Annotated in this window: 11 protein-coding genes; 7 read left to right on the top strand and 4 right to left on the bottom strand. The window is 48.5% G+C overall.

Features of this window, described 5'->3' with window-relative positions; genetic code table 11:
- Window positions 1-3 precede the first annotated feature (3 nt).
- A complete protein-coding gene (locus tag JXQ28_05530) occupies window positions 4-459 on the top strand; it encodes a hypothetical protein (GenBank protein MBN2277189.1) in 456 nt (151 codons plus the stop codon).
- 15 nt (window positions 460-474) lie between these two features.
- Here the strand turns inward: JXQ28_05530 and JXQ28_05525 are convergent, their stop codons facing one another.
- Genes JXQ28_05525 through JXQ28_05515 form a run of 3 tightly spaced genes read right to left on the bottom strand, consistent with a single transcriptional unit; the run spans window position 475 to window position 4,412 of the window.
- Complete coding sequence (locus tag JXQ28_05525) at window positions 475-2,979, bottom strand: CHASE2 domain-containing protein (protein ID MBN2277188.1); 2,505 nt, start codon at window positions 2,977-2,979, stop codon at window positions 475-477.
- Between the two features lie 10 nt (window positions 2,980-2,989).
- Window positions 2,990-3,718 carry a metallophosphoesterase family protein gene (locus JXQ28_05520; protein ID MBN2277187.1) on the bottom strand — a complete coding sequence of 243 codons (729 nt, stop codon included), beginning with the start codon at window positions 3,716-3,718 and terminating at the stop codon, window positions 2,990-2,992.
- Between the two features lie 4 nt (window positions 3,719-3,722).
- Window positions 3,723-4,412 (bottom strand): FHA domain-containing protein, encoded by a 690-nt coding sequence (locus tag JXQ28_05515; GenBank protein MBN2277186.1) that lies wholly within the window; start codon window positions 4,410-4,412, stop codon window positions 3,723-3,725.
- Window positions 4,413-4,577: 165 nt separating this feature from the next.
- Here JXQ28_05515 and dusB point away from each other — a divergent pair, with 165 nt between their 5' ends.
- The gene (gene dusB / locus JXQ28_05510) at window positions 4,578-5,549 is read left to right on the top strand and encodes a tRNA dihydrouridine synthase DusB (protein ID MBN2277185.1); all 972 of its coding nucleotides are present in this window, start codon (window positions 4,578-4,580) and stop codon (window positions 5,547-5,549) included.
- A gap of 128 nt (window positions 5,550-5,677) precedes the next feature.
- Complete coding sequence (locus JXQ28_05505) at window positions 5,678-6,643, top strand: electron transfer flavoprotein subunit alpha/FixB family protein (protein ID MBN2277184.1); 966 nt, start codon at window positions 5,678-5,680, stop codon at window positions 6,641-6,643.
- Between the two features lie 62 nt (window positions 6,644-6,705).
- Here JXQ28_05505 and JXQ28_05500 read toward each other — a convergent pair whose 3' ends face one another.
- The gene (locus JXQ28_05500) at window positions 6,706-7,773 is read right to left on the bottom strand and encodes a hypothetical protein (GenBank protein MBN2277183.1); all 1,068 of its coding nucleotides are present in this window, start codon (window positions 7,771-7,773) and stop codon (window positions 6,706-6,708) included.
- A 417-nt stretch (window positions 7,774-8,190) separates the two neighbouring features.
- On the opposite strand from JXQ28_05500, the gene JXQ28_05495 reads away from it, so the two are divergent.
- Genes JXQ28_05495 through JXQ28_05480 form a run of 4 tightly spaced genes read left to right on the top strand, consistent with a single transcriptional unit; the run spans window position 8,191 to window position 13,742 of the window.
- The gene (locus JXQ28_05495; GenBank protein MBN2277182.1) at window positions 8,191-10,689 is read left to right on the top strand and encodes a hypothetical protein; all 2,499 of its coding nucleotides are present in this window, start codon (window positions 8,191-8,193) and stop codon (window positions 10,687-10,689) included.
- Window positions 10,690-10,699: 10 nt separating this feature from the next.
- Entirely contained in the window at window positions 10,700-11,716 is a 1,017-nt protein-coding gene (locus JXQ28_05490; GenBank protein ID MBN2277181.1) for a PorV/PorQ family protein, read from the top strand.
- Between the two features lie 7 nt (window positions 11,717-11,723).
- Window positions 11,724-12,602 carry a PorV/PorQ family protein gene (locus tag JXQ28_05485; GenBank protein MBN2277180.1) on the top strand — a complete coding sequence of 293 codons (879 nt, stop codon included), beginning with the start codon at window positions 11,724-11,726 and terminating at the stop codon, window positions 12,600-12,602.
- Window positions 12,603-12,623: 21 nt separating this feature from the next.
- Window positions 12,624-13,742 (top strand): isocitrate/isopropylmalate dehydrogenase family protein, encoded by a 1,119-nt coding sequence (locus JXQ28_05480; protein MBN2277179.1) that lies wholly within the window; start codon window positions 12,624-12,626, stop codon window positions 13,740-13,742.
- The last annotated feature ends 206 nt before the right edge of the window (window positions 13,743-13,948 follow it).

The raw sequence follows: 13,948 nt of genomic DNA, 5'->3' as shown, positions 1-13,948 counted from the left end.
GGCATGGCTAAATTCTCCGAAGAGGATCTAAATAAAATCAGCGCGGTACTGGAACCGGAAAAGATAACCCGGCAGACCGATCATTACCGCCTTAAAATCTCCAACGGCGCTGAGAAGCGTGTCCTGGTTCTGGAAATTTACCCGGAGACATTGCTGGGCAGGGCACGCGGGATGCTGGTCGTTGTTTACACCGGCAACTCGCATCTGCAACTTCACAACTGCTCGGGTTTCGTTGTTTCCGAAGAACTGGGCGAGGTGACCTTTATTACCGAGACAAAAAACCGGCTTTCCGGTCTGGTGGTCGAGAAGGGAGCTTCGTGTTCGCTTTATGCAGGGCTTGATCGGGAATTAATTTCCAGCGATTTCACCAACCTGGGTGTTGAAGTCATGCTTTCGGGGGTGGCTTTATCACTGGCCGAAGATATAATCCAACCAGATAATGATGAAGAAGAAAACTGACGCCCGGTTTTGTCCTTAAACCATAGTCGTCCGTTTGGAAGCAAATGACTCCAGGAAGTCGGCCAGTGCGGTGGAGACTTCTTTGGCCGTCTGGAATCTTTCAGCGGGATTTTTCTTCAGGGCTTTGTCAATAATCCTGTCAAAAATGTGCGGTATGGAATTGTTGACGCTCGACGGCGTTTCGGGATTTTTGTTGACGATATCATAAATGAGGGCGGTCAGATTTTCCCCCCGGAACGGGCGTCGCTGTAACAGCATTTCGTACATAACCACACCGAGGCTGAAAATATCGCAGCGGCGATCAACGGGTTTGCCCTGCAATTGCTCCGGCGAAATATAGTTGGGAGTCCCCATGGCAATTCCGGTTCGGGTCATGGATGAGGAATCGACTCGGGCAATACCGAAATCCATGACTTTTATCTGATAATCCTTCAGGACCATAATATTGGCCGGTTTGATATCGCGATGGACTATGCCCTGATTATGGGCGTAATCAAGAGCGCTGCAGATCTGAGTGATTATTTGAGAGATAATCCGGAAATTAAATTTGGCCTTACGCCGAATCATTTCTTCCAACGTCTGGCCTTCCAGATATTCCATGGCGATATACTGCAGGTTGCCTTCGTTGCCGACATCATATATCGTTACAATATTCGGATGCGAGAGATTTCCGGCGGCTCGGGCCTCGCGGAACAGCCGTTCCTTGAGTTCTTCCAGTTCTTCGGGATCATTGACAAAATCCAGGCGGATAGTTTTCAGGGCAACATTGCGATTGATGGCCGGGTCAGTGCCTTTGTAAACCATGCCCATCGCACCTTTACCCAGATTGCCGACGATTTTGTATCGTCCCAGATTTCTTATCGGATTACTATCCGAGCCGAAATTGATCCGGCTATCAATCGTTGCACTTTTTTCAGATTCTTCCAGAGGCGCGTATCCGCCGCTCCCTTTCTCTTCGGCAGGAACCGGTTCGTCCGGTTGCTCGACGGCTAATTCGGATTCGATGGTCGCCGGTGCCGCTGTCTCCAAATGATCTGTTTCAGGCTTATCTATTCTTGTTTCCATGGCGGCTGAACTCATGACTCCGACTGTATTTGGTGCGGCTGTCGCGGAAGGAATATCATAATGGGCAGTCTTTGTTTCAAAGATTCTGGCAGGTTTCTCCTGCCGGTTTTTTGGCTTTGATATCGGCTCGGCTACAGGGGCCATATTGGCCTCGGACAGGTCCACCTTGGGCAAACGGGCGGCGTCGGATTTATCGCCGATACTGATACGCAGACTGGATAATCTGGCCAGAAATCCTTCATCGAGAAACGGCGATGCCAGAAGCAGGAAAGCCAGTTCCAGGCAGAAGTACAGCGATGGCGTCAGGATTTTATAGGAGTTGAAAAGGACAAAATTCAGATTGGCCAGGATAAAGAGCGATGCCAGGAGAATAATCAGACGATACATGATCGAAACGCGGGGCAGTATGAATGCAAACAGCAGTCCCAGTCCAATCAGAAGGAGAGTGTCCCGCATGGGCGACGAATCGTATCGACTGATAAAATTGGAGTGAATTATATTTTCAATTACATTGGCTGTTTTTTCGGCCGCCGCAAGGTTATCGGAAACCGGAGTCCGATAAAAATCGGATATATATTCGGAGGTAATCGAGATTATGGCCAGTTTGTCCTTCAATTCGTTCGGTTTTACGTGATCAGCCAGAAGGTCGACGGCCGAGATTCGGTTGAATGAACGCCCCGGTTTATTATAATTAATGAAAAATTCAGCATGGTTGTTGATCGGTATTTGAATACCGCCCATCTGAATATATTCGCCGCCGTAGATCTTAATTGATGATGGAGGTATTCCCAGATAGGTTGCTGCAGTCAGCAGGGATACCGATGGATAATAATATCCATCATAGTACATGGCCATCGGTTCCCATCGGACTTTTCGGTCTTTGTCGAAAATACTGTGTTTGAAACCCAGCCCGCTGGCATATTCGCATAAAATATCGGGCGGTAAAAAGACCTTATGGGCCATCAAGGTAGCGTTTTCGTCCAGAACTCCGAGTTCGTTGTTGACCTGAATCGATGACTGATAAAGATATTTGGGATTCGACATCCGGGTGTTCATAAATTCCGCCGGACTGATTTCATAAGGTAGAATCATGTTTTTTATCCAGGATAATTGTCCGGCCAGAATGGCGGTATAGCCGGAGGTGTCCTCATGGGTATCCGCTTCGAAGAGGATATCCAGGAGAATAACTCTGGGTTCCCCGCTCCCCACAGCGGCCACCAAATCGGCAAGGCGGTCGCGATGCCATGGCCATTCGCCGTACTCCCGTAAAGTCGGTTCATCGATTTCAATCTGAACGATATCCTGGGAGAAATTGTCGTCCCCTCGGAAGGAGTACAACAGGTCCTGTATTTTCCATTCAAGCCGCACCAGGGGCGAGAAATTATTTACATACAGAGTCACCACAAAGATGGCAATCAGGAAGCACAACACGTATGAGGAATATTTCTGAAGCATTTTTTGCCTTTCACACGCCGCTGGTCAGGCGATCAATAAGAAAATCGGGTAGATTCGCTTTCCGCATTTTTTCCTGGGTCTTTTTAATGTTATATTCCACCCTTCGGTATTCAATCAGGCTAATCTCTGTCTCGATAATAACATAACCGGCTCTGGGATCATTGTCGCGCGGTTGGCCGACCGAACCTATATTCACTATGTAACGTCGGTTTTTATCACATTCCAGCTTTTCTTTGGTTCTCTGGAGAACCTTGCCGTCCGAATCCAATTCGAAATAAGTCGGCAAATGTGAGTGCCCGACGAAACAGATTGATTCTGAAAAATCGTTGAATGAGACAGCGGCATGTTCGCTGTTCAAGATATATCGCCATTTTTCAGGATGTCCCGGTGATGAATGGACAAGATAATAATCGAGAAAAACCGCTTCCATTTCGAAGTCCGAAAGTATGGTGATGGTCTTCGGTTTAATTTCCGCCTGGGTCCAATCGATTGAAGCCTGAGCGAGCTGGTTGAAATTCTCCGTCGATTCCAATCCCATCGCGGCGTAATCATGGTTTCCCAGAAGTTTGATATCGCAGTGCTTGTCGATCAGGCGGACACATTCGTTGGGATTGGCCCCGTAGCCAACGGAATCACCGAGAAAATGTATTTTTTCAACACCCTGTTTTTCCATGTCACGAAGGACGCTTTCGAGTGCCTCCAGGTTTCCATGGACATCCGATATCAAAGCGACTTTCATTGACTTATCGTCCTTCCACAAATCTGAAAACCGATTTGCCGATCTGGACAATATCCCCGTTTTTCAGAGTCTGGCGGCTGATTTCTTCTCCGTTGACTTTGGTTTTTCCCTTACGCCCCAAATTGACAATCATGAACTGCTCCTGTTCACGGACGATTTTGGCCTGGATTCCTGAAAGAAGGAAACCTTTGGCATGAACATGAACGAATTTCGCTTTACCGATGGTGGTGATGGCATGGTCAATCTGGTATTCCGAGAAATCGACATTCTCCTCACCCAGCAACAGGGAGCCGCCCATGCGATGGACAAGCTCTTTTTCATACTTATCGCGCTGGACCAGGTCATTTTGTTTTTTAGTTTTAAGGACCATGGTTCCATCAAGATGGGCGCCTGATTCCTCCCGGCTGTTTTCACTGTGATAGACCAGAGTATATTTACCGATCACAATTTCATCATTGTCGCGCAGGATTTCTTCGGTGATACGCCGATTGTTGACAAAGGTCCCGTTTAGTGATTCGTTATCGATAATGACGGCCGCATTATCATTAAACTCAATCTGAGCATGCCGACGAGAGACACCCCGGTTTTCAAGAGTAATATCGTTATCGCTGGTACGTCCGATGGTAATACGTTTTTTCTCCGATACAATCCGCTCAATGATTTTGTCCTCGTATTTGACTATAATCTCCGGCATACGGGACTCCTTTCAATATGCTACAAAATTACATTATTATCAGTAAAATAACGGTCACAATGACTGCAATCCCAGATTCTTGTTAACAGCCTTGCTATAAAAAATTGGCTTAATTATATTGTCGGCATGACTATAGGAAACTTGATCCTAAAGGGAAAACTCCTCTTGGCTCCTCTGGCCGGTATATCCAACCGCCCCTTCAGGTTGCTGGCGCGGAAGTATGGGGCGGCATTGTGTTATACGGAAATGATTTCGGCCGATGCAGTGGCCATGAATCAGGAGAAGACCCTTCAGATGATAGATATTTCCAAAGATGAGTATCCTATTGGGGTTCAATTGTTTGGGTCAAAGCCGGAATTGTTGGCCTCAGCTGTCAGGAAAGTGGCCGAATTCCATCCGGACCTGATTGATCTAAATCTCGGCTGTCCGGTCAAGAAAGTAACCAAAAAAAACGGCGGGGCGGCTCTTCTAAAGAATTTACAGCTTTCGGTAGAACTCATGGTTGCGGCTGTCGAAAATGCCCGGGTTCCGGTTACGATAAAAATGCGAACGGGCTGGGAAGCCTCAGATGATGTGTATCTTGAAATCGGCCGGCAAGCCGAAAAAATAGGAGTCGCGGCGGTTACGTTGCATGCCCGAAGCCGCGCCCATGATTACAGTACCAGATCGGACTGGTCGAAAATCGCTCTGTTGAAGCGGGAGCTGACTATTCCGGTCATCGGCAATGGCGATGTCGTGACACCTTTTGATGCCCGTCAATTGCTGGATGGCACCGGTTGTGATTTTGTCATGATCGGACGGGCGGCCATGAAGAATCCCCATGTTTTTAAGATTATTAACACCTACCTGGAAGAAGGGCGGATTCTGCCGGAACTGGATCCGGCCAGTAAAGCGGCCATGGCCTTGGAGCATGCGCGGCTGATGGTCGCCTGTTATGGCCAGAAGGGGGGAGCTCTGAAAATGAGAAAGCATCTGGCCTGGTATTCCAAAGGATTTCCCGATGGGGCTGAGTTGCGCCGGAAATTAATGCAGGTTCTGGATCTGTCGCAGATCGAAAATATTTTCAGAGAATATCTGGCCCGTATTGATATGTCCGCCCCGAATAATGACGCGCTCATATCACCCGATTCCCCATAAATGTTTGGAAAAAATGTTGATGAGGGCTGTCGGCTCTGTTATATTTCCGGACAACAATATGATCAGAAAATCCTTTACGGAAAACAGGGATTGGAATAAAAGCATTTATAATAGAGGAAGGATAAAAGATGAGTATTAAGGTCCTGACGATTGCGCAACAAAAAGATGGGGTTCTTTCAAATGTCAGTTATGAGTTGCTGGCCGCCGCAAAAAAAATGGGCGGGGAAATCCTGACTGCCTGCTTGGCCGAGAAGGCCGATTCTATGGCGGCCGATCTGGCCTTCCGTGGCGGGGGAAAAGTCCTGGCTGTATCGCACCCGAGTCTGAAATATTATAATGATGAGATTTATGCCCGCATTATATCGGAACTGATTAAAAAATATCAGCCCCGGGTGGTTATCGGGCTGGCTTCATTTTACGGGAAAGCTCTGGTCAGCCGTCTGGCGGCCATGAATGACGGCGCAATGGCGTCGGATATAACCGATATCAAGGTCGAGGGCGATTCGGTGGTAATTACGCGGCCGGCTTATGGCGGAAATGTTATCTTTGATCTGACGGGATCCGATCCCGGGAAAATGTTTTTTGCCACTCTGCGTCCCAAAGTTATGGATGAATCGAAGGATGGCAACGGCGAAGTTGTTACCGAGACAGTCTCATCGGCAGGCGGGGAATCGAAGATGACTGTAAAGGAGATGGTGGCGGCCTCAGGTCAGTCGATCAGTTTGACCGAGGCGGATATTATTGTGGCCGCCGGTCGCGGTATAAGAGGGACTGAGAATCTTCCTCTGGCTAAAAAGCTGGCCGATTCTCTGGGGGCCGCGCTTGGGGCTTCCAGAGCCATTGTCGATGCCGGTTGGATTGAATATTCACACCAGGTGGGCCAGACCGGGAAAACGGTCAATCCCAAGCTGTATTTTGCGCTGGGTATTTCCGGGGCGATTCAGCATCTGGTTGGAATGCAAACTTCCAAGACCATTGTGGCGGTCAACCGCGACAAGGATGCGCCGATTTTCAATATTGCCACCTATGGTATTGTCGGGGACCTGTTTGAAATAGTCCCGGCCCTGACGGCCAAATTTGAAGCCAATAGATAGAAATTATCGGATTATAAAAAAGGCCGCCCCGCAGGGAGCGGCCTTTTTTTATCTATTAATTCTCATGGGGTGTAATCGCCCCGGAGATATTTAATCGAGGATTCCAACAGGAGAGTATCATAAACGAAATCATGCATACCGCTACTGCGGTCGTTTTTAATATAGAAATAATTATACAGGGCTCCGGCTGAGTCAGCAGTCTGGAAGATCATATCAGGATTTGGAATTACTATATCTCCCAAAATCAAAAGCATGTCATCGTCGAGCAATTGCTGTTCCAGGGTATCGAGTTTGGAGAGGACGTAGGCCTGAAGAGCATTAATAGTGTCGGTCGAAAGCGGTGCGGTGGCATGGCACCCGGTTCCATTACAGGCCTCCAGCAGGATAATATCCGGATTGCTCATATCCCGGATATTCAGACTGTGTCCGCCCAGCATGAAGCCCTCGGCCTTTTCCTGATGGCAGGTAACACAGCCATTGACGGCGGCATCATGCCCGGAATGTTCATAGGTTACAATATTGTATTCATAGCCTCCGGTTCCGATAATCATTTCGGCGTCGGCCCAGCCATGATAAACCAGGGAATCCCAGGTTTCGCCGATCAGCATATTATTGGTAATAGAACTCAACTTATCGACCAGAGATTGATGACAGCGGGCGCAGATATTGGATTGGTTGAGGTTGTAAATGGAAGACCCATCGGCCAGCGTTATTTCGCTGGAGTCACGAAGGGAAAAATCATATGGTTGGGTATGGGGTTTATGGCAGGTGAAGCAGTTGATTGGAGTTGGAAAGTCAACCGAACCGGAAATATTACTCAAGGATTTGACGAAACCTTCATGGGAATGACACCGGGCCCCGCAGTCGGCGGCCTCAAGCCCCATAGCGGTATCGTCGGTCAGCACGGCCAGGGCGTGGGGGGAATTATGCCACTGGCGCAGAGCCGCTTCCATATCAGTGTTAAAGTCAGAGTGACACATTTTAACACAACTGCTGTCCATCAGGGTGACAGTGTCGGCGATGGTGTCGTAGTATTCATTGGTTATCAGTTCATCGCAACCCGGAATAATGCCAATTATGGCGATTCCGGCAAAAACAGTTAATATCAACAGCGGAAGTATTCTTTTCATGCCCTGACCTCAAGTGCAAGATTTAATTACGGTTATTACAAGAAACGCCTGCTGGCACGATTTGTCAAACAAATTCCTGAAAGGATGGCGTATTTGACCCGTCGGACATTTTCGACGGGGATGACACCGGAAAAACATCGGCGTTTTTAAATTCAGATAAGTGGCTGATTTTATTAATCTTAAGAGCCAAAAACGGGAACCGAAAAGGGATTGAAATGTTTAACATATTGAAACAATAAGTTTATCAATTATGCTTGACTTCACGGTCGAAAAGAGTATTTTTCAATTTTGGAGGTGACGCTTAGAGATTATTGATAACGACTGAGCAAACCATTTATATAAGATTGCATGATTTTAAGCCCAACTAATAGCCGTGCTTATTCTTAGGCTCCGGGCTATTTTTTTTAGGAGAGACGCGTGAAAAAAATTATCCTAATTGGCCTTTTATTGTTTATTCCCGGGACACTCTCGGCCCTTATGCTGAACACCCTGGATGAACCTCATTTCGGGAGGGGTCTGTCGGATAACTGGGTCGGCGATATTATTACCCACAAGAACGCTGTCTGGCTGGCCACCGGCCGGGGTGTATCGTTTTCTTATTTCGATGAATCCGGATGGAATCGCTATGATACCTCCAATGGTTTGGTTAGCCAGGATATTTCCGCCATGTATTCCTCGGGTAATGTTATCTGGCTGGCTCTTAATCATTATGAGGCCGATTACCTTTACGCTTTTGCCGATGGGATGGCCTATTCATCCGATGAGGGCCTGACCTGGGATACGATGATGGTACCCAACACCTACGGGTACCAATGTACTCTCTGGGACATTGTCGGGATCGACAGCCTGATGTTCTGTGCTTCATGGGCCGGAGGATTGATTGCCAGTTTTGACGGAGGGTCCAACTGGAGGAATATTTATGCCACGCTGCTGGATTCGGTTTATCCGACCCAGTATAGTAATCTTCATTTCGCGGCGGCGATTGACAGTTTGCATGGAGATTCGCTTCTGCTTTGGACGGGAACGGCCGCCGGAATTAAAAGATTTATATTCGCGCCCGCGCGCGAGAAACTGACATCACATCGAATTTATGATATCGCCGCGGCCGATAGCTTTATCTATATCGCCGGTGATTCCGGAATTACCCGGATTAAGTTTTTCGAGGACGAAGGAAGTCTGACCAACCGGGTTTCACGAACCTCATTTATCGATGATGGTTTACCGGGGGCCGCGGTAGCTTCGGTCCATGTTTTCGGGGGCCGTGTATTTGCGGGAACGCTTGATTCGGCGGGCGGAGTCGGAACCGGACTGGCGGTTTCGGATAATGACGGTGAAGATTTCCTGACTGGTTTTACCGGTCTTGATGATGTTATCGGCGAAAACAAATACCCGGCGGAGTTTTCCTCCGCCCGTTCATTCCTCTTCATGGCCGCCCGGGAAGCCGGTTTGTATATGTCGGCCGATACCGGTGAAACCTGGCAAAAAATTTATACCGATCCGGCTGACACGACGGCCGCCAATGGGCGTAACACGGTCAATTCTGTGGCCGCCGATTCGGCCACCCTTTGGGTCGGAACGGATTCCGGAGTGGTGCGCATAGAATTCGACGATCTGGGCGAGGTCGTCTCGCGGGAAAATCATACTTTTGTGGACAGTGACAGCAGCGGTGGTCAGGTATATCGAATCGCCGTGCAGACAATTCTGGATTCGCTGGGAGAGGTGGATTCCAAGGTTGTCTGGACATTGAATCATCCGCTGGATCCGGTGGAAGGAATCAATTCGGTGCACTATGCGGTTGATGATGGATCGGGGTGGGGGACGCCGCAGAATCTATCCGGGTTCCCGACGGGGTCGCCGCAGTATGATATCGGATTCGACAATGCCGTAATTTTTATCGTTGGCCGGGACAGATTCACGCAATCGCCCAACCGGGCCTTCTGGTATTCGATGGACGGCAACAATATCAAGGACAGTACCACTCAAACCATAAATTTTGATAATCAGGATTTCCGGAGTTTACTGATCTGGAACGATACCATATACATCGGGGCCGATTCCGGTTATGGCGTATCATATCCCGGTTCGGCCGTTCTTCGCTGGCATCTGATAAAACCGAATAATGACCCGACGCGCTTTGACAAGGTAACCTATTATACTTATCCGAGTGACAACATAAGCGGCAATTTCGTCAATGTTTTGGCGGTTCAGCCGCTTGCCGACGGTAAAAGCCGCGTCTGGGCATCGACCCATCCGACCGATTCGGGATATAATGCCATATGTTATGGGACGCTTGACGGATTGGAATGGCATATTCCGATTGCCGATGTTAATTGCTGGAATTTTGATTTCAATGGACCGGAAGTTTTCGCGGCTACCTCGCAGGGTCTGCTTTATTCGGCCGATACCGGGGTGACCTGGCAGGAGATCATGATCAGCGGAGATTTGGTTACCGGGGATAATACGATTGCATACACAATTGATCCGGCCGCGGAAGTCCTGGCGGCGCGCGTGATCGGGGATACCCTCTGGGTCGGAACAGCCGAAGGAGCGGCGCGAATCGCTCTGGATCAATTCGGCACCAATAACTGGGAAATATACCGGGTGTATGACAGTTCAAGTGTGGTTTATGCATTCCCGGTTCCTTATTCCTATGCCGATTCGCGCCAGACGCAGATAAAATTCCATTACAATGTCCCTTCGGCCGGGAATGTTACGGTTGAGGTCTATGATTTTGCCATGAACCTGGTGAAGAGAGTTACCGACAATGAATACAAAACGGCCGGAATAAAAGAGAATGAGGATGTCTGGAATGGCGTTAATGAGGATGGGCATTATGTCGCGACAGGAATTTACTATTTCAAGATAACACTCCCATCCGGTGAAGAACGATGGGGAAAACTGGCCATAATACCATAGGATTATGAATATGAAAAAACTAAAAAATTCAACAATTTTCATACTGCTGATACTGGGTTACCTGCCGGTTCTGGCCGCCGAGGGTGGCTACAACGGAGTCTTTTTAAAGGTTCCGGTTGATGCCCGGGCCACCGGTATGGGCGGGGCTCATATAGCGGTATCAAATGATGGTTACAGTCAGCTTCATAATCCGGCCGGGCTTCAAACCATCACGGCCAATAATTTCGCCAGTTCATATCGGGCCATGAAGTTGGGCCGCAAACTCGGCTATCTCTCGATCGGTTTCCCGACCCGCCTGGAATCAGCGCTGGCGTTCAGCTGGCTTTATACCGGTTACGGCGAGGTGGAACGACGCGACAACAGCGGTTTTCTGACGGGCTCGACGATTTCATCAGAGGAACATGTTTTCGGTTTGACCTTTGCCAAACGTTTTATTCCCTGGCTGGGGTTGGGAACAAAACTCAGTTATCTGCATAAGAGCATTGGTGATATCAAAGCCAATTCGGTCGGATTCAATCTGGGGGCGATTTTATATGTGGATTCTCTGTCCGGTTATGAGGCCGGTTATACGAAATATTTATCCGATCTGACACTGGGCCTGGTTATAAGCAATCTGGCTGGGCGGTATAAATGGGATTCCAATACGGAAGGCCTGGGGGCCACCAAGACGGATGATTTTCCGATCGATATCGGTCTGGGTCTGGCCGGGCGGATTTTACAAGGGAAACTGCTTCTGGCGGCCGATATGGATATTCTTCTGAAACGGATGGATTATCCGGTGGATGATGGAGAAACCCAGACAACTGATAGAGAAACGGTTTCGGAAGCGGTTTTTCAATTCGGCGGGGAATATGAATTAAATGACAAATTAACTCTCCGGACCGGTCTCGATGACGGGACCTTTACAGCCGGCGCCGGATTTAATTTTGCTTTTGAAAAAACCTTTCTTTCGATAAATTACGCTTTTTCCAATGACCGGGTGGGCGAGGGCGATGATCACATATTCAGTTTTGGTTTGATATTCTGAGGTTTGGATGATGAAGATATTTTTTTATTCTCTGTTGTGCCTGCTCATAATTTTGTTTTTCGGTCAAAACTCGGACGCCGCGGCCGGCCTTAAAATGCTGACGGTGGAACCGGGGGCCCGGCCGGTAGGAATGGGCGGGGCTTTTTCCTCGATTCCCGGTGATCCCTATTCGGCCGCCTTCAATCCGGCCGCGCGCTGGGGAGTCAAGGGTCTGGCCGGTTCCTTCGGCTATGACTCATACTGGGAAAACACCCGGATGGAAACGGGATATATCAGTTTTGAAAAGAGAGCCGTGGCTATTTCGGCAGGAATCCATTTTGCCGCGGTTGACAATCTTGAAGGGCGTCTGGGTCCGACCTCGGATTTTATTACCTTCGATGCTCACGATGTCATGTTCAAGCTGGGCGCCGCCTTCGAGTTGGAAAAGAATTATATCTTCGGGTTTTCGCTGGGAATGATGTATGAAGAAATCGATACCGATGATGATGCCGCTTTTAATTTCGATCTCGGGTTGTTGATGCAGCCGGAGGAGGGATTGAATATCGGACTGGCGGTTCTGAACTTTGGATCAACCATGCAGCTGCGCGATGAGGCCTTTGATCTTCCGACCACTTATCGGGCGGGAATTTCGTATTTATTTCGCGGATTGACCGGGGCGGTGGATATTGTCAATGTTGATGACGATACCCACCTTCACCTGGGGGGGGAATACAATTTCGCGAATAATTTTTATATCCGGGCCGGGTATCGGACCGGGTATGACACGAAGAATTTCTCGGGCGGATTCGGCTTTGCCCGGCGTAATCTTCGAATTGATTATGCCTTCTTGCCATACAAAGAGGGACTTTCTGATGCGCATTTGTTCAACCTGACTTTTCAGATATAGAGAAAGGAGCAGTACGTTTAGATGGCGAAGTATAAAATTGCCTGGATGCCCGGAGACGGTGTCGGTATCGATGTAATGGATGCGGCCAGAATCGTTCTGGATAAACTGGCTTTAGACGCCGAATATGTTCATGCTGATATTGGCTGGGAATTCTGGTGTCGGGAATCGAATCCGTTACCCGATCGAACCATTAACATTCTGAAAAATACCGATTGTGCACTGTTTGGCGCCATTACTTCAAAGCCAAAAGAGGAGGCCGAAGCGGAATTGATTCCCGCATTACGCGGTAAAGGCCTGATTTATTCTTCTCCGATCGTTCGTCTGCGGCAGGAATTCAATCTCCGTACCAATCTCAGGCCTTGCAAGGCCTATATGGGAAATCCTCTTAATTATCAGGAAGGCATTGATATTGTTGTTTTCCGGGAAAATACCGAGGATCTCTATTCGGGGGTGGAGTTTTTCCCGCTTCCAGATGAGCTTCGCGAGGCCATTAAAAAGCACAATCCCAAAATGAAAAAATTCGACAAACACCCGGGAAATGAAGTGGCGATATCGCTTCGAATCAACACCAAAACCGGTTGCCGAAATATTGTTACGGATGCCTTCGAATATGCCCAAAAAACGGGTCGAAAGACGGTCACGGTGGTCGAAAAACCGAATGTAATCCGGGAGACTTCGGGTTTGATGATTCGAACAGCCCGCGAGGTGGCCAAAAGCTATCCCGTGATCGATCTCTGGGAAACCAATATCGACGCCATGTGCATGTGGCTGATCAAGAATCCACGAGATTATTCGGTTCTGGTAACATCGAATATGTTCGGTGATATTATTTCCGATCTTTGCGCCCAACTGGTCGGCGGACTGGGATTCGCATCATCCGGTAATATCGGGGACAATTATGCCGTCTTTGAACCGACTCACGGATCAGCCCCGAAATATGCCGGGAAATACAAAGTCAATCCGATGGCGATGTTGCTGACGGTCAAGATGATGCTTGATTGGCTGGAAGAAACCGATAAGGCCGAAAATCTGGAAGGCGCCATAGCCGAAGTTATCAAGGAAGGCAAGGTCCGCACTTATGATATGGGGGGAAGTTCCGGAACCCTTGATATGGCCCGGGCCGTAGCCGCCAAATTGTAGTATACCTTAAGTTACATAAGAACTTAAAGGCCGCCGGGGGATTACCCTCCGGCGGTTTTTTTTCTATCAGTCTGTGCAAATAATGGACAAGACGCAATATTATAATTAATAATGCCGATATGTCCTTTAGGGAAATGACAACAGGAGGGACTTCAGGCCTCACATTTTATATGTTGATTCAGGAAATTATCCGGACGTCCGGCCAC

The organism is Candidatus Zixiibacteriota bacterium, from assembly GCA_016933955.1.
Taxonomy (GTDB): domain Bacteria; phylum Zixibacteria; class MSB-5A5; order GN15; family PGXB01; genus JAFGTT01.
Note: the sequence above shows the minus strand (reverse complement) of the source record. Positions and strands in the feature narration are given on the sequence as shown.

Bases quoted from the DNA above. Each gene is read 5' to 3' on its own strand.
- JXQ28_05530 (MBN2277189.1), top strand. From the start codon at position 4: ATGGCTAAATTCTCCGAAGAGGATCTAAATAAAATCAGCGCGGTACTG.
- JXQ28_05525 (MBN2277188.1), bottom strand. From the start codon at position 2,979: ATGCTTCAGAAATATTCCTCATACGTGTTGTGCTTCCTGATTGCCATC.
- JXQ28_05520 (MBN2277187.1), bottom strand. From the start codon at position 3,718: ATGAAAGTCGCTTTGATATCGGATGTCCATGGAAACCTGGAGGCACTC.
- JXQ28_05515 (MBN2277186.1), bottom strand. From the start codon at position 4,412: ATGCCGGAGATTATAGTCAAATACGAGGACAAAATCATTGAGCGGATT.
- JXQ28_05505 (MBN2277184.1), top strand. From the start codon at position 5,678: ATGAGTATTAAGGTCCTGACGATTGCGCAACAAAAAGATGGGGTTCTT.
- JXQ28_05500 (MBN2277183.1), bottom strand. From the start codon at position 7,773: ATGAAAAGAATACTTCCGCTGTTGATATTAACTGTTTTTGCCGGAATC.
- JXQ28_05490 (MBN2277181.1), top strand. From the start codon at position 10,700: ATGAAAAAACTAAAAAATTCAACAATTTTCATACTGCTGATACTGGGT.
- JXQ28_05485 (MBN2277180.1), top strand. From the start codon at position 11,724: ATGATGAAGATATTTTTTTATTCTCTGTTGTGCCTGCTCATAATTTTG.
- JXQ28_05480 (MBN2277179.1), top strand. From the start codon at position 12,624: ATGGCGAAGTATAAAATTGCCTGGATGCCCGGAGACGGTGTCGGTATC.